Genomic DNA, 19,151 nt, shown 5'->3' with positions numbered 1-19,151 from the left:
AAAATTTAACCAGCAAAGACCCTGAGACTGCTCACACCGATGAGCGGCACCCGTGATGGAAACAGTATGAACTGGACCTGGTTTCACAAGCTCGGCTCGCCCAAGTGGTTCTACGGCATCAGCAGCAAGTTGCTGCCGTGGTTGAGCCTCGCCGCGTTGTTGCTGATCTGCGTTGGCGTCATCTGGGGCCTGGCCTTCGCGCCGCCGGACTATCAGCAAGGCAACAGCTTTCGCATCATCTATATCCACGTGCCCGCCGCGATGCTCGCTCAGTCGATCTACGTGATGCTGGCGGTGTGCGGTGTGGTCGGGCTGGTGTGGAAGATGAAACTGGCCGATGTCGCCCTGCAGTGCGCCGCACCGATCGGTGCGTGGATGACCGCCGTAGCGCTGGTCACCGGGGCGATCTGGGGCAAGCCGACCTGGGGTTCGTGGTGGGTCTGGGACGCGCGTCTGACCTCGATGCTGATTCTGCTGTTCCTGTATTTCGGCGTGATCGCGCTGGGCAACGCCATCAGCAACCGCGACAGCGCCGCCAAGGCCTGCGCGGTGCTGGCCATCGTCGGCGTGATCAACATTCCGATCATCAAATACTCGGTGGAGTGGTGGAACACCCTGCACCAGGGCGCGACCTTCACCCTCACCGAAAAACCGGCGATGCCCGCAGAGATGTGGCTGCCGCTGTTGCTGACGGTGCTGGGGTTCTACTGTTTCTTCGGCGCCGTGCTGTTGCTGCGCATGCGCCTTGAAGTGCTCAAGCGCGAAGCCCGCGCCAGTTGGGTGAAAGAAGAAGTGCAGAACAGCCTGGAGGCCGCTCGATGAGTTTTGCGTCATTCGGCGACTTCCTCGCCATGGGCCATCACGGCCTGTATGTCTGGTCGGCCTACGGCATCTGTCTGGCGGTACTGATCCTCAACGTGGCGGCGCCGATCGCGGCCCGCAAGCGTTATCTGCAACAAGAGGCGCGTCGTCTGCGCCGGGAGAACGGCAAGTGAATCCGCTGCGTAAAAAGCGACTGATCATCATCCTGGCAATTCTGGTCGGGGTCGGCGCTGCCGTCGGCCTGGCCCTGAGCGCCCTGCAGCAGAACATCAACCTGTTTTACACCCCGACCCAGATCGCCAACGGCGAAGCGCCGCAGGACACCCGCATCCGCGCCGGCGGCATGGTCGAGAAGGGCTCGCTGCAACGTTCCACGGATTCGCTGGACGTCAAATTCGTGGTTACCGACTTCAACAAATCCGTGACCATCACCTATCGCGGCATCCTGCCGGATCTGTTCCGTGAAGGGCAGGGCATCGTCGCACTGGGCAAGCTCAACGCCGATGGCGTGGTAGTCGCCGATGAAGTACTGGCCAAGCACGACGAGAAATACATGCCGCCGGAAGTGACCAAAGCCCTGAAGGACAGCGGCCAATCCGCGCCAACCCCTGCGAAGGAGGGTTGATCGATGACATCCAGCATTTTCATTCCTGAGTTGGGCCATCTGGCCATGATCCTCGCGCTGTGTTTTGCGCTGGTGCAGGCCGTGGTGCCGTTGCTCGGTGCCTGGCGCGGCGACCGTCTGTGGATGGGGCTCGCCCAACCGGCGGCGTGGGGGCAGTTCGCATTTCTGCTGTTCGCCTTCGGTTGCCTGACCTACGCCTTCATGACCGACGATTTCTCCGTGGCTTACGTCGCGATGAACTCCAACAGCGCGCTGCCGTGGTACTACAAGTTCAGCGCCGTGTGGGGCGCCCACGAGGGCTCGTTGCTGCTGTGGGCGTTGATTCTCGGCGGCTGGACCTTCGCCGTGTCGGTGTTCTCCCGGCAACTGCCGCAAGTGATGCTCGCTCGCGTGCTGGCGGTGATGGGCATGATCAGCACCGGTTTTCTGCTGTTCCTGATCCTCACCTCGAACCCGTTTTCGCGGATCCTGCCGCAGATCCCGGCCGACGGTCGTGACCTCAATCCATTGCTGCAGGACATCGGTCTGATCGTGCATCCGCCGATGCTCTACATGGGCTACGTCGGTTTCTCGGTGGCGTTCGCCTTCGCCATCGCCGCGTTGCTCGGCGGTCGTCTCGATGCCGCGTGGGCACGCTGGTCGCGTCCGTGGACCATCGTCGCCTGGGCCTTCCTCGGCATCGGCATCACCCTCGGTTCGTGGTGGGCTTACTACGAACTCGGCTGGGGTGGCTGGTGGTTCTGGGACCCGGTGGAGAACGCCTCGTTCATGCCATGGCTGGTGGGCACGGCGCTGATTCACTCGCTGGCGGTCACCGAGAAACGTGGCGTGTTCAAGAGCTGGACGGTGTTGCTGGCGATTGCCGCGTTCTCCCTGAGCCTGCTCGGCACTTTCCTCGTGCGTTCCGGCGTGCTGACCTCGGTGCACGCGTTTGCCTCCGATCCTGAGCGCGGCGTGTTTATCCTGATCTTCCTGCTGTTCGTGGTCGGTGGTTCGCTGACCCTGTTTGCGCTGCGCGCGCCGGTGGTCAAGAGCCAGGTCGGCTTCAACCTGTGGTCGCGAGAAACCCTGCTGCTGGGCAATAACCTGGTGCTGGTGGTGGCAGCGTCGATGATCCTGCTCGGCACCCTGTATCCGCTGATTCTCGACGCGATCAGCGGCGCCAAGCTGTCGGTCGGCCCGCCGTACTTCAACGCGTTGTTCATTCCGTTGATGGCGCTGTTGATGTTGGTGATGGCGGTCGGCGTGATCGTGCGCTGGAAAGACACTCCGGTGAAATGGCTGGTCAGCATGCTGACCCCGGTGCTGCTGGGCAGCGTTGCGCTGGCGGTGGTAGCCGGCGTCGCCTACGGCGATTTCAACTGGGCCGTCATCGCGACGTTCCTGCTCGCGGCCTGGGTGTTGCTAGCCGGCGTGCGCGACATCTTCGACAAGACCCGCCACAAAGGTCTGATCAAAGGCCTGCCGACCCTGACCCGCAGTTACTGGGGCATGCAGATCGCCCACCTCGGTATCGCCGTCTGTGCGCTGGGCGTGGTGTTGTCGAGCCAGAACAGTGCCGAGCGCGACCTGCGTCTGGCACCGGGCGAGTCGATGGATCTGGCCGGTTATCAGTTCGTGTTCGAAGGCGCCAAGCATTTCGAAGGCCCGAACTTCACTTCCGACAAGGGCACCGTTCGGGTGATCCGCAACGGTCAGGAAGTCAGCGTGCTGCACCCGGAAAAACGTCTGTACACCGTGCAGAACTCGGTGATGACCGAGGCCGGGATCGACGCCGGTTTCACCCGCGACCTCTACGTCGCCCTGGGCGAACCGCTGGGCGATGGCGCCTGGGCGGTGCGGGTGCATGTGAAACCGTTTGTGCGCTGGATCTGGTTCGGCGGTCTGCTGACCGGTTTCGGTGGTTTGCTGGCGGCGCTGGATCGGCGTTACCGGGTCAAGGTCAAAGCCCGCGTGCGTGAAGCGCTGGGCATGGAAGGAGCCGCTGCATGAGACGTTGGTTGATGCTGGTGCCATTGGCGATTTTCCTGCTGGTGGCCGTATTCCTTTATCGCGGTCTGTATCTGGATCCGGCGGAGCTGCCGTCGGCGATGATCAACAAGCCGTTCCCGGAGTTTTCGCTGCCGGCGGTGCAGGGCGACAAGACCCTGACCAAGGCCGACATTCTCGGGAAACCGGCACTGGTCAACGTCTGGGGCACCTGGTGTATTTCCTGCCGGGTCGAGCACCCGGTGCTGAACAAACTCGCCGAGCGCGGCGTGGTGATCTACGGGATCAACTACAAGGACACCAACGCCGATGCGTTGAAGTGGCTGGCCGAATTCCACAATCCGTATCAACTGGACATCCGCGACGACGAAGGCTCGCTGGGCCTGAACCTGGGTGTCTATGGCGCGCCGGAAACCTTCTTCATCGACGCCAAGGGCGTCATCCGCGACAAGTACGTCGGCGTAATCGACGAGCAGGTCTGGCGCGAAAAACTGGCGGCCAAGTATCAGGCGCTGGTCGATGAGGCCAAGCCATGAAGCGCTTTTTAGCCGCCATGGTGCTGGGCTTGAGCCTGGCCGGCGTGGCCCACGCCGCCATCGACACCTACGAGTTCGCCAAAGAAGGCGATCGCGAGCGTTTCCGCGAGCTGACCAAGGAACTGCGCTGCCCCAAGTGCCAGAACCAGGACATTGCCGACTCCAACGCGCCGATTGCCGCCGACCTGCGCAAAGAGATTTTCCGCATGCTCGGCGAGGGCAAGGACAATCAGCAGATTATCGACTTCATGGTCGACCGCTACGGTGATTTCGTCCGCTACAAACCGGCGCTCAATGCCAAGACCGCTTTGCTATGGTTCGGCCCGGCCGGCCTGTTGCTGGGTGGCTTCGTGGTGATCGCGGTGATCGTCCGCCGCCGTCGCGGGCAGCGCGCCGAGACGCCGCAAACGCTGTCTCCTGAAGAACGTCAGCGCCTCGACCAACTGTTGGATAAAAACCAAGAATGATTGATTTCTGGCTTGCTGCAGGGCTGTTGCTTCTGGTCGCCCTGAGTTTTCTGCTGATCCCCGTCCTGCGTGAGCGTCGCGCCCAGCGTGAAGAGGATCGAACCGCTCTCAACGTCGCGCTGTATCAGGAACGCGTCGCCGAACTGCAATCGCAGCAGGCCGAAGGCGTGCTCGACGCTGCGCAAATGGACAGCGGCCGTGCCGAAGCAGCCCGTGAGTTGCTTGCCGACACTGAAGGTGTGGCGCCGGCGCGGGTTTCGCGTTTGGGCAAGCCGTTGCCGCTGCTGGCAGCCGTGCTGGTGCCGGTGTTGGGACTCGGTCTGTATCTGCACTTTGGCGCGAGCGACAAGGTTGAACTGACCCGGGAATTCGCCCAGGCGCCACAGTCGATGGAAGAAATGACTCAGCGTCTGGAGCGCGCCGTGGCTGCGCAACCGGATTCGGCTGAAGGCGTGTATTTCCTCGGTCGTACCTACATGGCTCAGGATCGCCCGGCGGACGCGGCGAAGATGTTCGAACGTGCCGTCAATCTCGCCGGTCGCCAGCCGGAACTGCTCGGCCAGTGGGCGCAGGCCCAGTACTTCGCCGACAACAAAAAATGGTCGGACAAGGTTCAGGCCCTGACCGACGAAGCGCTGAAAGCCGATCCGAAGGAAGTCACCAGCCTCGGCCTGTTGGGCATCGCCGCGTTCGAAGGCGAGCGTTATCAGGAAGCCATCGACTACTGGAACCGTCTGCTGGCGCAACTGCCGCCACAGGACAAATCCCGCGAGGCCCTGCAGGGCGGCATCACCCGTGCCACCGAAAAGCTGCAAGCCAGCGGCGGCAAGGTTGCTCAGGCACCGGCGACTAAAGCGGCGGCGCTGTTGAAAGTGCGTGTGGATCTGGCGAGCGAGCTCAAAGCCAAGGTGCAACCGGGTGACAGCGTGTTCATTTTTGCCCGCGCCACCTCGGGCCCGCCGGCACCGCTGGCAGCCAAGCGCCTGACCGTCGCCGATCTGCCGGTGACTGTCGAACTGGGCGATGCCGACGCGATGATGCCGCAATTGAAACTGTCGAACTTCCCCGAAGTCCAACTGGTTGCGCGCATCTCCCGTGCCGGTCAACCGACCGCCGGTGAGTGGGTCGGTCGCAGCGGGCCTCTGGCCAGCAGCACCACCACGCCGCAGACACTGACCATCGACAGCCCGGACAAATAGCCGGAACCAACAGGAAAGCACCGCCATGAACGCCATCGCCCGAATCACAGTCCTCACACTGGCCCTGGGCTTGAGCGCATGTGCGGTGCAACGACCGGAGCCGACCACACGGCTGCCGCCGATTCCGCCGTCACAACCCGGCCCGACCCCGTCGACCACCCCGACGCCGAGCAAGCCGGGCATCCCGGCCAAACCCGCCAAACCTGTCCCGCGCACCTCCGCCAGCTTCGCCCCGCCACCGGGCGGCAACAGCCACTGGGACCAGAAACTGGGCGTGTACGTGCTCGACGACCAGACCAACACCTTCTACCGCCAGCGCACCTACTACCGCTGGAACAACGGCTGGAGCCGCTCGATCAGCCCCAACGGCCCGTGGGAAGAAACCAACATCCACGGCGTACCGGCGGGACTGGGCAAGCAGTTTGGGGAGTAATGAAAAACGGCGATCTCAGGATCGCCGTTTTGCTGTCTGGGGGTGATGAGTTTTTAAAGGATCGCGTGATAACTGCTGAGTGCCCGGACCGATTTAATCAGGCCTTGTCGTTGCAGTAGATCCGTACAAAGCAGTAAAAGAGGAATGCCTCACTCGTATCCTGTCCTTAACGCCTGAGCTTGCTCTGCGAGAAGCGCCATTGCCTGCTCGCTGGCGGTGGTGCGCCGGTTCTTATAGTCCATCAGATCGGCAAAGCGCACACGTCGGTGCTTGCCTGTTTTGTGGTAGGACAACTCGCCGCTTTCCAGCAGTTTTATGAGGTGTGGACGTGAGACGTTGAGCAGGTCCGCGGCTTCCTGGGTCGTCAATTCGGCATGCACCGGTACGACCTGTACCGCGTTGCCGGCTGCCAGCTCCGCCAGAATGTCGATCAGCAAGCGCAGGGCCGAGGTGGGCAGTTCGACGCGATGAGCTTCGTTCTGCTCGTCGAAAATCTGGATGTGCTGAGTCTCGAAATGGGTCGCGAGGTATGCCGCCAGGGCACGCTGCCCTTCAATGGCGGCTTTTACTTCGCGTTCTACGGGGAGGCTGATGGAGGGATGAATAACGGTCGACATGGCGAGTCCGGCTTTGGAAATGAGGAATGCCGGAACGTTATTCGAAATAAGCGAAAATCGCAATAAACGAAACAAGTGTGGGTTTTATGGTTTTTTCGTCAATAACCCCTGCACATATTCAACGAACGCCCGCGCCTTGACACTTGCCAGCCTGCCCGTCGGAAACACCGCCGAGAGGTAGTCAAAACATCCTGCAAAACAACCAACGTTGTGTCACTTCCGCAGGCTACTAAAGGTATCTCTAGAGTTACTTTAATGGGCGAGGCAATTTCACAATGCAATACCCAATCTGCATCGAGTGGGGTGACGAGAACACCGCCATCGGGATTCAGATCCCCGATATTCCCGGCGCGATTACTGCCGGAGATACGTTTGAGGATGCCTACAACGCGGCCGTCGAGATTGCCCACATCATGCTGCAGGAGATCGCGACGGATGGTGATTCGATCCCGATGCCGACTTCGGCGGCGACCCATCGCAACAACCCGGAGTTCGCGGACATGGGTTGGGGCATGCTCGAGCTGGACATCTCGCCGTACATGGGCAAGACCGAAAAGGTCAACGTGACGTTGCCGGGCTATGTCATCCAGCGAATCGACCGCTACGTGCGTGAGCACAACGTCAAAAGCCGCTCTTCCTTTCTGGCGGATGCCGCCATGGAAAAACTGGTCCGGCATTGAGCATCAAGCACTGTCGGATCAGCGATCCGGCAGTGCTTTTCAGAGTCTAGGCCGTTGCCAGAACAGGCTTCTGCGAAGCACTCAAAAACCGCACAAGCGCCAGCAGCGGGAACGCGCTGCCAACAATCACGATCCACAACCAGCCGCCATGCTCGTACACCGCACTCGCCACTGACGAGCCGAAGGCGCCGCCGACGAAGATGCTGGTCATGTACAGCGCGTTGAGGCGGCCGCGGCTTTTGGCGTCGAGGGAGTAGACCGCGCGCTGGCCGAGCACCATGTTCATCTGTACGCAGAAATCGAGCACAACGCCGGTCACGGCCAGGCCGATCACGCTGTAGGCCGGGTGGATGAAGGCGGGCAGGAAACTCAGACTGGCGAACAGCATGGCCAGCAGCGAGGCTATGCGGGTGTGGCCGGCGTCGGCCAGGCGTCCGCTGATCGGCGCGGCGATGGCACCGATGGCGCCGACCAGGGCGAAGATCGCGATTTCACTCTGGGACAAGCCATGGTTGCGCGCCAGTTCCAGCGGCACGGCGGTCCAGAACAGGCTGAAGGTGGCGAACATGCAGGCCTGATAAAACGCTCGCTGACGCAGCACCGGTTGTTTGCGCAGCAGCGTCCACAACGATCCGAGTAACTGGCCGTAGGAGGCGCTGTGATCCGGCTGGCGCTTGGGCACAGTCAGCGCCAATACCACGCTGATCGCTGCCATCAAGGCTGCTGCGATCATGAACATCGCCCGCCAGCCGAGATGGTCGGCGACCACGCTCGACACCGGCCGCGCCAGCAGAATCCCCAGCAGCAAACCGCCCATGATCCCGCCGACCACCCGGCCACGGGATTCTTCCGGCGCCAGATGAGCCGCCAATGGAATCAACACCTGCACCGACACCGAGCTGAACCCCACCAGCAACGAAATCAGCAGGAACACATTCGGTTGATCGGTAAACGCCGCGCCGAGCAGGCTGGCAATCGCCACCACGGTGGTGATGATCATCAGACGACGGTTTTCCAGCAGGTCCGCCAGCGGCACCAGAAAGAACAGGCCCAGCGCATAGCCGATCTGGGTCAGCGACACGATGAAACTGGCCATGGTGTCGCTCAGGCCGATGTCTGGCGCGATCAGGCCGATGATCGGCTGGGCGTAGTAGATGTTGGCAACGATGGCGCCGCAGCAGAAAGCGAACAGCAGCACCATGCCTCGGGTCATTGTGTGAGTTGTGGCGGTCATAGGGTTTCTCGATCCAGCGAAAAGGAATGCGGTGAGGCTAAGGGACGGGCCGAGCCGGCAGTAGAGGCTTCTGATCGATATCAGTTATTCCGTTGCGGAACAGGTGGCGCCGAACAATCCATTGTTCATCGGCGAACCTTGCGTCCGACCGTTGAGCGTCGATGATACATTCACTTACATCTTGTTCGATAGCGTGCTTATGTTGTGACCGGGTTTCAGCGTTCATCAACGGAGGATTGCGATGTTTCGTCAGTTGCTTCGCCACACCACAACGATTGCCCTGATCAGTCTGCTCGGCGCCACTGCCGCACAGGCCGCCGAAGCGCCCGGCATGCGCATGGGCGTGCGCGGGGAAATTACCGGGGTCAGTTCCGACTCGCTCAAGGTTCACGTCAACAGCGGTGAAAACGTGGTGGTCCAGTTGACCCCGGACACCAAGTTCCGCGCGGTCACCCTGGCCAACATTGAAGACATCAAGCCCGGCAGCTACATCGGTTCGGCGGCCATTCCCCAGGAGGATGGCACGCTCAAGGCGCTGGAGGTTCACGTGTTCCCGCCAGAGCTGGCCGGCAGCGGCGATGGCCATCGGCCGTTCGACCTGGCCAAGGGCAGCAGCATGACCAACGGCAGCGTCGGCGATCTGGTGGTGAGCAACGGCCGGGTGCTGACCGTCAACTACAAGGGCGGCCAGCAGAAGATCCTGGTGCCGGAGGACGTGCCGATCGTCAACCTGACGCCGGGTGATCGCAGCCTGCTCAAGGTCGGGGTGAAGATCTTCACCTTCGTGACCCAGAGCGCGGATGGCACGCTGACTGCGCAATCGATCTCGGCGGGCAAGGATGGCGTCAAGCCGCCGATGTAGCCGGCCACAAAAAAGGCGACCTCTGCAGGTCGCCTTTTTCATGTCAGCTCAAGCCTTACTGGCCGCTGTAGATCTGGTCGAAGATCCCGCCATCGTTGAAGTGGGTCTTCTGCACGGTGCGCCAGTCGCCGAAGGTCTTCTCGACCGACAGGAAGTCGACTTTCGGGAAACGGTCGGTGTACTTGGCCAGCACCGCCGGGTCACGTGGACGCAGGTAGTTGGCGGCCGCGATTTCCTGACCTTCCGGCGACCACAGGAACTTCAGGTATTCCTCGGCAGCGGCGCGGGAGCCTTTCTTCTCGACCACTTTGTCGACCACCGACACTGGCGGCTCGGCTTCGGCGGAGACGCTCGGGTAGATGACTTCGAACTGGTCGCGGCCGAACTCGCGGGCGATCATTTCGGCTTCGTTTTCGAAGGTCACCAGCACGTCGCCGATCTGGTTGGTCATGAACGTGGTGGTCGCGGCGCGGCCACCGGTATCCAGCACCGGTGCCTGTTTGAACAGCTTGCCGACGAAGTCCTTGGCCTTGTTCTCGTCACCGCCGTTTTTCAGCACGTAGCCCCAGGCCGACAGGTAGGTGTAGCGGCCGTTGCCCGAGGTTTTCGGGTTCGGCACGATAACCTGCACGCCGTCCTTGAGCAGGTCCGGCCAGTCTTTCAGGGCTTTCGGGTTGCCTTTGCGCACGATGAATACGGTCGCGGAGGTGAATGGCGCACTGTTGTTCGGCAGACGGGTGACCCAGTCCTTCGGCACCAGTTGGCCGTTGTCGGCCAGGGCGTTGATGTCGGTGGCCATGTTCATGGTGATGACGTCAGCCGGCAGGCCGTCGATGACCGAACGGGCTTGCTTGCTCGAACCACCGAAAGACATCTGCACCGTGATGTTTTCGTTGTGTTCGGCCTGCCAGTGTTTCTGGAACGCAGTGTTGTAGTCCTTGTAGAAATCGCGCATCACGTCGTAGGACACGTTGAGCAGGGTCGGTGCAGCCTGAGCCACGCTGCCGAAGGCAAGACCAGCGGCGAGAAGTGAGGCGCCAAAGAGTTTTTTCACTGCGCATTCCTTGTTCTGTAGGGGGTGTTTTTTACAAAGATGAGGCCATTTGCAAGCGACTATAGCGGGGCACGCATAGTCGCTTAAAGATTAAAAAGAACTTTGCTTATTCCATCTTCTTGAATAGCGGATTGCCGCATCGCGAACAGAAGGCGGCGCCGCTTTCATGGCTCTTTTTCTGGCAAACCGGGCAGTCGTGCTGCAACTGTTCACCACGCATCGCATTGGCCAGTTCGGCGGTGAAGATTCCGGTGGGTACCGCGATGATCGAGTAACCAGTGATCATCACCAGCGACGAAATCACCTGACCCAATGGAGTCTTCGGCACGATGTCGCCGAAGCCGACGGTGGTCAGAGTCACGATAGCCCAATAGATACCCTTGGGAATGCTGGTGAAGCCGTGTTCCGGGCCTTCGATCACGTACATCAACGTACCGAACACCGTTACCAGTGTGCAGACGCTCACCAGAAACACCACGATCTTCTGCTTGCTGCCGCGCAGCGCCGACATCAGGTAGTTGGCTTGTTTGAGGTAGGGACTGAGTTTGAGGACGCGGAAAATTCGCAGCATCCGGATGATCCGGATAATCAACAGGTACTGCGCATCGCTGTAGTACAGCGCGAGGATGCCCGGCACGATCGCCAGCAGATCCACCAATCCGTAAAAACTGAAGGCGTAGCGCAGCGGTTTGGGCGAGCAGTACAGACGCAGGATGTACTCGCCGGCAAAGATGATGGTGAACCCCCACTCGATATACGCCAGCACATCGGCGTAATTGCGGTGAACGCTGTCGATGCTGTCGAGCATCACGATCACCAGGCTGGCCAGAATGATCAGCAGCAGAATGCCGTCGAAACGTCGCCCGGCGGGGGTGTCGCTCTGGAAAATCATGACGTAAAGCTGTTCACGCCAGTGCTGGTTACTGTCCATGGATCACGCCTGAATCAAAGATCAGCGCAGCCTAGGTTGATTCTCCCCGTGAGCGCAAGGCGCGCCGTTGATCTGCGGTTGCTGCATCAGGCGAATGCCGGTGCGCAGCAGCCAGCAGGCGAGAATGAACGGTGCCGTGAGGGTTGCCAGAACCAGGGCACTGAACAGCGGCGTCAGCAGCAGCGCCAGGCCGATACCGAACAATGGCAGCCAAGGTTGCTGGCGCTGGGCGCTGAAGGCGAGGGCGGCGAGCACCGCGTTGTAGCCACCCAACCCCAGCAACGCGACCTGGCTGTCGTGGTGCAACAGACTGGAACCCAGACCGATTACCGAAGCCAGCAGCGCCCAGGCAAAGGCCCGGCGATCGGCGATCAGCAAACCGGCGGCGATCAATCCACCGGCCAACGGATGGTCGAGGAACATCACCTGACCGAAGCCTTTCAGGGCGGCACCGAGCAGGTTCACGGTGTTCAGCTCAAGTGCCGGAGCCGGCGTCGAAGGCTCGGCGAAACACAGGAACACCCAGCTCAACAATACGAACGGTGCAGTGTAGGCGGGCAGGTACTCGGTGAGGCGTGCGCGCTTGAGCCATTGCTGCGTGATCATCGCGCTCAGACCGCCGGCCGCCAGAATCAGCGGCGGCAGCATCGGCGACCAGGGGAAATACAGGCTCAGCAACAGACCGACCAGCACGCCGTTGTAGCTGAACAGTCCGGCCTGGCGATCCGCCTTGGCGTAGTTGCGCCGTTGCGCGGTGAGCAAACCGGCGACCGCGCCCAGCAGCGCGCCGGCGAACAGCACCGGCGCGGTAAATAAAATGGCCAGAAGGCACAGAAGTCCACACAGCGGATGGCGCTGGAGGAAGATTTGACTGAAGCCGTTGAGCAAGGCCTCGGCCCAGTCAGGGCAGTGGGTGTTGAAATGATTGGCAGGCATGTCTGGAGAATCTGGGCAGTGGGAAAATCAAAAGGTCTTGCTTGAAGCGGTGGCGAGGAGCTCGTGCCCGGTGAATGCGGTGTCTCTTGTGGAAACCGTCATGCCGGGCGGCGGGAGCACGCTCCCTCGCCACACAGGTGTTGCTTAAATCAATGTTTCGATCCGCAGCGAATTGGTCGACCCCGGCTGCCCGAACGGCACACCCGCGGTGATCAGCAACGTATCGCCACGCTCGGCCATTCCTTGAGCCTGAGCGATTTCCAGCGCGGTCGAGCACACCTCATCCACCTGACGCAGGCGATCATTGACCACCGAATGAATGCCCCACGCCACGCTCAACCGGCGGGCGGTCTGCAGGTTCGGCGTCAGGTTGAGGATCGGCGCTTTCGGCCGCTCCCGCGCTGCACGCAGACTCGATGCGCCGGACTCGCTGTAATTGACCAGCACCGCCACCGGCAGCACGTTGCTGATCCGGCGGATCGCGCAGCTGATTGCATCGGACACGGTCGCTTCGGCTTTCGGCCGGCTGACGTCGAGTTGGGTCTGGTAGTCCGGACCGTTTTCCACCTGGCGGATGATCTTGCTCATCATCTGCACGGCTTCCAGCGGATACTCGCCGGATGCGGTTTCGGCCGACAGCATCACCGCATCGGCGCCTTCGGCTACGGCGTTGGCGACGTCGGTGACTTCAGCGCGGGTCGGCGCCGGCGAGAAGCGCATCGACTCGAGCATCTGCGTCGCCACCACCACCGGTTTGCCGAGCTGGCGGCACGTGGTGATGATGTTTTTCTGGATCTGCGGCACGCTCTCGGCCGGCACTTCCACGCCCAGGTCGCCGCGAGCCACCATGATCGCGTCGCTCAGTTCGGCGATCTCGCGCAGTTGCTCGACGGCCGACGGCTTCTCGATTTTCGCCATCAGGAACGCCTTGTCGCCGATCAGTTCGCGGGCCTCGATGATGTCTTGCGGGCGCTGCACGAACGACAGCGCGACCCAGTCCACACCCAGCTCCAGACCGAAGCTCAGGTCGCGACGATCCTTGGTGGTCAACGGGCTCAGGTCGAGCACCGCTTGCGGCACGTTCACGCCTTTGCGGTCCGACAGTTCGCCGCCGTTGAGCACGGTGGTGTCGATCGCGTCGGAGTATTTGGTGACGACGCGCAGACGCAGTTTGCCGTCATCGAGCAGCAGATCCATCCCGGCTTCCAGCGCGGCGATGATCTCCGGATGCGGCAGGTTAACCCGGCGTTCGTCGCCCGGTGTTGCGTCCAGATCGAGGCGGAAGGCCTGACCGCGATGCAACTGAACCTTGCCGTCAGCGAACTTGCCGACCCGCAGTTTCGGCCCTTGCAGGTCCATCAGGATCCCGAGCGGGTAGTTGAGCTGGCGCTCGACTTCGCGGATCCACTGATAGCGCTTGGCGTGGTCGGCGTGATCGCCGTGGCTGAAGTTGAGGCGGAAGATATTGACCCCGGCCTCGACCAGCTCGCGGATGTCTTCGATGCCGTCGACGGCAGGCCCGAGGGTGGCGAGGATTTTGACCTTTTTATCAGGCGTCATGATTTAGAGCTCTCGAGGATCAGGATGGCGCGGAAGTCGTTGACGTTGGTGCGGGTCGGCTCGGTGACGATCAGCGCATCGAGCGCCTCGAAGTAGCCGTAGCCGTTGTTGTTATCCAGCTCGTCGCTGGCGCTCAGGCCCAGGGCGGCGGCGCGGGCGTAGCTGTCCGGGGTCATGATCGCGCCGGCGTTGTCTTCCGAGCCGTCGATGCCGTCGGTGTCACCGGCCAGCGCATAAACGCCGGGCTGGCCCTTGAGGCTGTCGGTGAGGCTGAGGAGGAATTCGGCGTTGCGGCCGCCACGGCCATTGCCGCGCACGGTCACCGTGGTTTCACCGCCGGAGAGAATCACGCACGGCGCTGCCAGCGGCTGGCCGTGATGAATGATCTGGCGCGCGATGCCGGCGTGGACTTTCGCCACTTCGCGGGATTCGCCTTCCAGGTCGCCGAGGATCAGCGTGCTGAAACCGGCCTGACGGCATTTCACTGCCGCGGCATCCAGCGATTGCTGAGGGCGGGCGATCAACTGGAAGTGACTGCGGGCCAGGCTCGGATCACCGGGTTTGACGGTTTCCGATTCCGGGCTCTGCAGCCAGGTGCGCACGGAGGCCGGAATCTCGATGCCGTAGCGCTTGATGATCGCCAGCGCTTCGGCACTGGTGCTCGGGTCGGCCACGGTCGGACCGGAGGCGATGACTGTGGCGAGGTCGCCCGGTACATCGGAAATCGCGTAGGTATAAACAGTCGCCGGCCAGCAGGCCTTGCCCAGACGTCCGCCCTTGATCGCCGAGAGGTGTTTGCGCACGCAGTTCATCTCGCCGATGGTCGCGCCGGATTTGAGCAGGGCTTTGTTGATCGATTGTTTGTCGGCCAGGGTGATGCCTTCGGCCGGCAACGCCAGCAGGGCAGAGCCGCCGCCGGACAACAGGAAGATCACGCGGTCGGCTTCGGTCAGGTTGCTGACCAGTTCCAGCACGCGTTTGGCCACGGCCAGACCGGCAGCGTCCGGTACCGGGTGCGCGGCTTCGACCACTTCGATTTTTTCGCACGGGGCGCCGTGACCGTAGCGGGTCACCACAAGGCCCGAGACTTCACCTTCCCAGCAGCGCTCGACCACTTGCGCCATGGCAGCGGCAGCCTTGCCGGCGCCGATGACGATCACGCGACCTGTGCGATCGGCCGGCAGATGCGCTTCGAGGACCTGGTTCGGATGGGCCGCGTCGATGGCTGTGGCAAACAGCTCGCGCAGCAGTTGTTGCGGATCGACCGACATGGCGGGCTCCCGGAATTCTTGTTATTCGAAAGGGCAACTCGGAACCCTGTGGGAGCTAGCCTGCTAGCGATTCAGGCGCTGAGGTCTGGCAGACACTCCGCGTCGATTTCATCGCCAGCAGGCTGGCTCCCACAGGTTTGATGCAGGTTGGGGCAGGGCTTACTTCTTGTCGCGAATCGAGAAGTTGGCCATGTGTTCCAGGCCCTTGATCAGCGCCGAGTGGTCCCAGTTGCTGCCACCGATGGCCGCGCAGGTGCTGAACACTTGCTGGGCGTTGGCGGTGTTCGGCAGGTTGATGTTCAGCTCCTTGGCGCCTTGCAGGGCCAGGTTCAGGTCCTTCTGGTGCAGGCTGATGCGGAAGCCCGGATCGAAGGTGCCCTTGATCATGCGCTCGCCGTGCACTTCGAGGATCTTCGAGGAGGCGAAACCGCCCATCAGCGCTTCACGCACCTTGGCCGGATCGGCACCGTTTTTCGAAGCGAACAGCAGGGCTTCGGCGACAGCCTGAATGTTCAGGGCAACGATGATCTGGTTCGCCACCTTGGCGGTCTGACCGTCGCCATTGCCACCGACCAGGGTGATGTTCTTGCCCATGGCCTGGAACAGCGGCAGTGCGCGTTCGAAGGCATCGGCATCGCCACCGACCATGATGCTCAGGGTCGCGGCTTTGGCACCGACTTCACCACCGGACACCGGGGCGTCGAGGTATTGCGCGCCTTTCTCGTTGATCTTCGCAGCGAAAGCCTTGGTGGCGGTCGGCGAGATCGAGCTCATGTCGATCACGACCTTGCCTTTGCCGATGCCGGCCGCGACGCCGTCGGCGCGGAACAGCACGTCTTCGACCTGCGGGGTATCCGGCACCATGACGATGATGAATTCGGCTTCTTGAGCCACGTCACGCGGGTTGGCCAGAGCGACGGCGCCAGCGGCGACCAGGTCGGCAGGGGCGGCGTCGTGGTGCGCCGACAGGAACAGGCTGTGACCGGCTTTCTGCAGGTTCGCCGCCATTGGGTGGCCCATGATGCCGGTGCCGATGAATCCGATTTTAGCCATGAGAAAATCCTCTTGTTTTTGTCTTGCTCAAGCAAATAGGGGTCAGATCGCGTTGTGGCTCTTCAGCCAGCCGAGGCCCGCTTCAGTGGTGGTCAGCGGTTTGTACTCGCAGCCGACCCAGCCCTGATAACCGATGCGATCGAGGTGTTCGAACAGGAAGCGGTAGTTGATCTCGCCGGTGCCCGGCTCGTTGCGGCCCGGGTTGTCGGCCAGCTGCACATGGTTGATCTCGGCCAGGTGCGATTGCAGGGTGCGGGCCAGATCGCCTTCCATGATTTGCATGTGATAGATGTCGTATTGCAGGAACAGGTTGGCGCTGCCGACCTGCTCGCGAATCGACAGGGCCTGCGCCGTGTTGTTCAGGTAGAAGCCCGGGATGTCGCGGGTGTTGATCGCTTCCATCACCAGTTTGATGCCGACGGCTTGCAGCTTGTCGGCGGCGTACTTGAGGTTGGCGACGAAGGTCTTTTCAACAGTGGCATCGTCCACGCCCTGCGGACGGATACCGGCCAGGCAGTTGACCTGGGTGTTGCCCAGAACCTGTGCGTAAGCGATGGCCAGATCGACCCCGGCGCGGAACTCTTCGACCCGGTCCGGCAGGCACGCGATACCGCGCTCGCCCTTGGCCCAGTCACCGGCCGGCAGGTTGAACAGCACTTGGGTCAGACCGTTGGCGTCGAGTTTGGCCTTTATTTCGGCAGAGCTGAAATCGTACGGGAACAGGTACTCGACACCGCTGAAGCCAGCCTTGGCGGCGGCGTCGAAACGGGCAAGGAAATCCTGTTCGGTGAACAGCATGGACAGGTTGGCTGCGAAACGCGGCATGGTGGTCTCCTAAAACAGTTTTGACACGGTTGGTCAGACTGAACGCGATCAAGTCCCCTCTCCCGGAGGGAGAGGGAGCCGGTTACGTTCAGTCGAGCAACGAAATCGCCGTAGGCGCATCGTTGCCGACCAGCGCCAGGTCTTCGAATTCGTTGACGGCGTTGATCTCGGTCCCCATGGAGATGTTGGTCACACGCTCCAGAATGATCTCGACGATCACCGGCACCTTGAACTCTTCGATCAGCTCTTCGGCCTTGCGCAGGGCAGGGGCGATGTCAGCCGGTTCGAACACACGCAGCGCTTTACAGCCCAGGCCTTCGGCGACTGCGACGTGGTCGACACCATAACCGTTGAGTTCCGGCGCGTTCAGGTTATCGAAGGACAGCTGCACGCAGTAGTCCATATCGAACCCTCTCTGGGCCTGACGGATCAGCCCCAGGTACGAGTTGTTCACCACGACGTGGATGTACGGCAGTTTGAACTGAGCGCCGACCGCCAGCTCTTCGATCATGAACTGGAAGTCATAGTCCCCCGACAGGGCCACGACTTTACGGTTCGGATCGGCCTTCACCACGCCCAGCGCTGCCGGAATGGTCCAGCCCAACGGGCCGGCCTGGCCGCAGTTGATCCAGTGACGCGGCTTGTAGACGTGCAGGAACTGCGCGCCGGCAATCTGCGACAGACCGATGGTGCTGACGTAGCAAGTGTCCTTGCCGAACACTTGGTTCATTTCTTCGTAAACGCGCTGCGGCTTGACCGGCACGTTGTCGAAATGGGTCTTGCGGTGCAGGCTGGCTTTGCGCTGCTGGCAATCCTGCAGCCAGGCAGAGCGGTTCTTCAGTTTGCCGGCGGCTTGCCATTCACGGGCGACTTCGATGAACACGGTCAGCGCGGCAGCGGCGTCGGAAACGATGCCCAGGTCCGGGGTGAACACGCGGCCGATCTGGGTCGGTTCAATGTCGACGTGAATGAACTTGCGGCCTTCGGTGTAAACGTCGACCGAACCGGTGTGACGGTTGGCCCAGCGGTTGCCGACGCCCAGTACCACGTCGGATTTCAGCATCGTGGCGTTGCCGTAGCGGTGCGAAGTCTGCAGACCGACCATGCCGACCATCAGCGGGTGATCGTCAGGAATGGTGCCCCAGCCCATCAGGGTCGGGATTACTGGAATGCCGGTCAGCTCGGCGAACTCGACCAGCAGTTCGCTGGCGTCGGCGTTGATGATGCCGCCGCCGGCGACCAGCAATGGACGTTCGGCCTGGTCCAGCATCGCCAGGGCTTTTTCGACTTGCACGCGTGTGGCGCTCGGCTTGGCCAGCGGCAGTGGCTGGTAGGCGTCGATGTCGAATTCGATTTCAGCCATCTGCACATCGAACGGCAGGTCGATCAGCACCGGGCCTGGACGGCCGGAGCGCATTTCGTAGAAGGCTTTCTGGAAGGCGTAAGGCACCTGGCCCGGCTCCAGAACGGTGGTCGCCCACTTGGTCACCGGCTTGACGATGCTGGTGATGTCGACGGCCTGGAAGTCTTCCTTGTGCATACGGGCGCGGGGGGCTTGCCCGGTGATGCAGAGGATCGGGATCGAGTCCGCGGAGGCGCTGTACAGACCGGTGACCATGTCGGTACCGGCCGGGCCGGAAGTACCGATGCACACGCCGATGTTGCCGGCCTTGGTGCGGGTGTAGCCCTCGGCCATGTGCGAGGCGCCTTCAACGTGGCGAGCGAGGACGTGATCGATGCCACCGACTTTCTGCAGGGCGGAGTACAGCGGATTGATTGCAGCGCCTGGAATGCCAAAAGCGGTATCAACCCCTTCACGGCGCATCACCAGAACGGCGGCTTCGATTGCTCTCATTTTGCTCATGGTTTTGTGCCTCTTTACGTTTTGTAATTGTATACAAGTGGCTTTGCGCAGAGTGTATTCACGGCGGACGGCGCAGGTCAATCCATTTTCTCAAGCGCCTGTTTCATTCGTCGGAAGCCCGTTCTGCTGTGGCTTTTCGTCGCATGAGGCGCTTTTCGAGAATTATTGTATACAAAAAAATAATTCATTGTGT

The 19,151-nt window shown here is 61.6% G+C and carries 20 protein-coding genes and 1 pseudogene; 10 read left to right on the top strand and 11 right to left on the bottom strand.

Annotation, left to right across the window (positions count from 1 at the left end; genetic code table 11):
* The first annotated feature begins 66 nt into the window (after nt 1–66).
* Genes L6D82_RS12360 through L6D82_RS12325 form a run of 8 tightly spaced genes read left to right on the top strand, consistent with a single transcriptional unit; the run spans nt 67 to nt 6,071 of the window.
* Entirely contained in the window at nt 67–822 is a 756-nt protein-coding gene (locus L6D82_RS12360) for a heme ABC transporter permease (RefSeq protein ID WP_236189196.1), read from the top strand.
* Complete coding sequence (gene ccmD / locus L6D82_RS12355; protein ID WP_011333085.1) at nt 819–995, top strand: heme exporter protein CcmD; 177 nt, start codon at nt 819–821, stop codon at nt 993–995. The genes L6D82_RS12360 and ccmD overlap by 4 nt, the downstream gene beginning before the upstream one ends.
* A complete protein-coding gene (gene ccmE, locus L6D82_RS12350) occupies nt 992–1,447 on the top strand; it encodes a cytochrome c maturation protein CcmE (protein WP_011333086.1) in 456 nt (151 codons plus the stop codon). The genes ccmD and ccmE overlap by 4 nt, the downstream gene beginning before the upstream one ends.
* Nucleotides 1,448–1,450: 3 nt before the next feature.
* Nucleotides 1,451–3,439, top strand: coding sequence for a heme lyase CcmF/NrfE family subunit (locus L6D82_RS12345; RefSeq protein ID WP_085611515.1), 1,989 nt, complete (start codon nt 1,451–1,453; stop codon nt 3,437–3,439).
* A complete protein-coding gene (locus tag L6D82_RS12340) occupies nt 3,436–3,972 on the top strand; it encodes a DsbE family thiol:disulfide interchange protein (RefSeq protein ID WP_236189194.1) in 537 nt (178 codons plus the stop codon). Before L6D82_RS12345 ends, L6D82_RS12340 begins: the two co-directional genes overlap by 4 nt.
* Nucleotides 3,969–4,439 (top strand): cytochrome c-type biogenesis protein, encoded by a 471-nt coding sequence (locus L6D82_RS12335; protein ID WP_221534220.1) that lies wholly within the window; start codon nt 3,969–3,971, stop codon nt 4,437–4,439. The genes L6D82_RS12340 and L6D82_RS12335 overlap by 4 nt, the downstream gene beginning before the upstream one ends.
* Complete coding sequence (gene ccmI / locus L6D82_RS12330) at nt 4,436–5,638, top strand: c-type cytochrome biogenesis protein CcmI (RefSeq protein WP_236189192.1); 1,203 nt, start codon at nt 4,436–4,438, stop codon at nt 5,636–5,638. The genes L6D82_RS12335 and ccmI overlap by 4 nt, the downstream gene beginning before the upstream one ends.
* Before the next feature lie 25 nt (nt 5,639–5,663).
* On the top strand, nt 5,664–6,071 hold the full coding sequence (locus L6D82_RS12325) for a hypothetical protein (RefSeq protein WP_064378639.1): 408 nt from the start codon (nt 5,664–5,666) through the stop codon (nt 6,069–6,071).
* A gap of 149 nt (nt 6,072–6,220) precedes the next feature.
* Here L6D82_RS12325 and L6D82_RS12320 read toward each other — a convergent pair whose 3' ends face one another.
* A complete protein-coding gene (locus tag L6D82_RS12320; RefSeq protein ID WP_108560308.1) occupies nt 6,221–6,688 on the bottom strand; it encodes a helix-turn-helix domain-containing protein in 468 nt (155 codons plus the stop codon).
* Between the two features lie 84 nt (nt 6,689–6,772).
* Nucleotides 6,773–6,865 (bottom strand): annotated as a pseudogene (locus tag L6D82_RS12315) (LysR family transcriptional regulator); the annotation flags it as partial.
* Nucleotides 6,866–6,963: 98 nt separating this feature from the next.
* Here L6D82_RS12315 and L6D82_RS12310 point away from each other — a divergent pair.
* Nucleotides 6,964–7,368 carry a type II toxin-antitoxin system HicB family antitoxin gene (locus L6D82_RS12310; RefSeq protein WP_236189183.1) on the top strand — a complete coding sequence of 135 codons (405 nt, stop codon included), beginning with the start codon at nt 6,964–6,966 and terminating at the stop codon, nt 7,366–7,368.
* 46 nt (nt 7,369–7,414) lie between these two features.
* Here the strand turns inward: L6D82_RS12310 and L6D82_RS12305 are convergent, their stop codons facing one another.
* Nucleotides 7,415–8,602: an MFS transporter gene (locus L6D82_RS12305; RefSeq protein WP_163974325.1), complete on the bottom strand. Its 1,188-nt coding sequence runs from the start codon at nt 8,600–8,602 to the stop codon at nt 7,415–7,417.
* Nucleotides 8,603–8,843: 241 nt separating this feature from the next.
* Between L6D82_RS12305 and L6D82_RS12300 the strand changes: the two genes are divergently transcribed.
* Nucleotides 8,844–9,464 (top strand): DUF5666 domain-containing protein, encoded by a 621-nt coding sequence (locus L6D82_RS12300; RefSeq protein ID WP_236189181.1) that lies wholly within the window; start codon nt 8,844–8,846, stop codon nt 9,462–9,464.
* Nucleotides 9,465–9,519: 55 nt separating this feature from the next.
* Here the strand turns inward: L6D82_RS12300 and L6D82_RS12295 are convergent, their stop codons facing one another.
* From L6D82_RS12295 to gcl, 8 genes are all read right to left on the bottom strand, one after another.
* Nucleotides 9,520–10,518: a sulfate ABC transporter substrate-binding protein gene (locus tag L6D82_RS12295; protein WP_085747093.1), complete on the bottom strand. Its 999-nt coding sequence runs from the start codon at nt 10,516–10,518 to the stop codon at nt 9,520–9,522.
* Nucleotides 10,519–10,624: 106 nt separating this feature from the next.
* Complete coding sequence (locus L6D82_RS12290) at nt 10,625–11,449, bottom strand: ion transporter (protein WP_039769763.1); 825 nt, start codon at nt 11,447–11,449, stop codon at nt 10,625–10,627.
* Between the two features lie 21 nt (nt 11,450–11,470).
* Nucleotides 11,471–12,385, bottom strand: coding sequence for an urea transporter (locus L6D82_RS12285; RefSeq protein WP_236189179.1), 915 nt, complete (start codon nt 12,383–12,385; stop codon nt 11,471–11,473).
* A gap of 144 nt (nt 12,386–12,529) precedes the next feature.
* Nucleotides 12,530–13,945 carry a pyruvate kinase gene (pyk, locus tag L6D82_RS12280; protein WP_085710519.1) on the bottom strand — a complete coding sequence of 472 codons (1,416 nt, stop codon included), beginning with the start codon at nt 13,943–13,945 and terminating at the stop codon, nt 12,530–12,532.
* Nucleotides 13,942–15,216 (bottom strand): glycerate kinase type-2 family protein, encoded by a 1,275-nt coding sequence (locus tag L6D82_RS12275; protein ID WP_236189172.1) that lies wholly within the window; start codon nt 15,214–15,216, stop codon nt 13,942–13,944. Before L6D82_RS12275 ends, pyk begins: the two co-directional genes overlap by 4 nt.
* Nucleotides 15,217–15,375: 159 nt before the next feature.
* A complete protein-coding gene (locus tag L6D82_RS12270; protein ID WP_085747089.1) occupies nt 15,376–16,269 on the bottom strand; it encodes a 2-hydroxy-3-oxopropionate reductase in 894 nt (297 codons plus the stop codon).
* Nucleotides 16,270–16,311: 42 nt separating this feature from the next.
* The gene (gene hyi / locus L6D82_RS12265) at nt 16,312–17,094 is read right to left on the bottom strand and encodes a hydroxypyruvate isomerase (protein ID WP_096822135.1); all 783 of its coding nucleotides are present in this window, start codon (nt 17,092–17,094) and stop codon (nt 16,312–16,314) included.
* Between the two features lie 88 nt (nt 17,095–17,182).
* A complete protein-coding gene (gcl, locus tag L6D82_RS12260) occupies nt 17,183–18,958 on the bottom strand; it encodes a glyoxylate carboligase (protein WP_085747087.1) in 1,776 nt (591 codons plus the stop codon).
* Between the last annotated feature and the right edge of the window lie 193 nt (nt 18,959–19,151).

This window comes from Pseudomonas paraglycinae, from assembly GCF_021601625.1.
GTDB classification, from domain to species: domain Bacteria; phylum Pseudomonadota; class Gammaproteobacteria; order Pseudomonadales; family Pseudomonadaceae; genus Aquipseudomonas; species Aquipseudomonas paraglycinae.
Note: the sequence above shows the minus strand (reverse complement) of the source record. Positions and strands in the feature narration are given on the sequence as shown.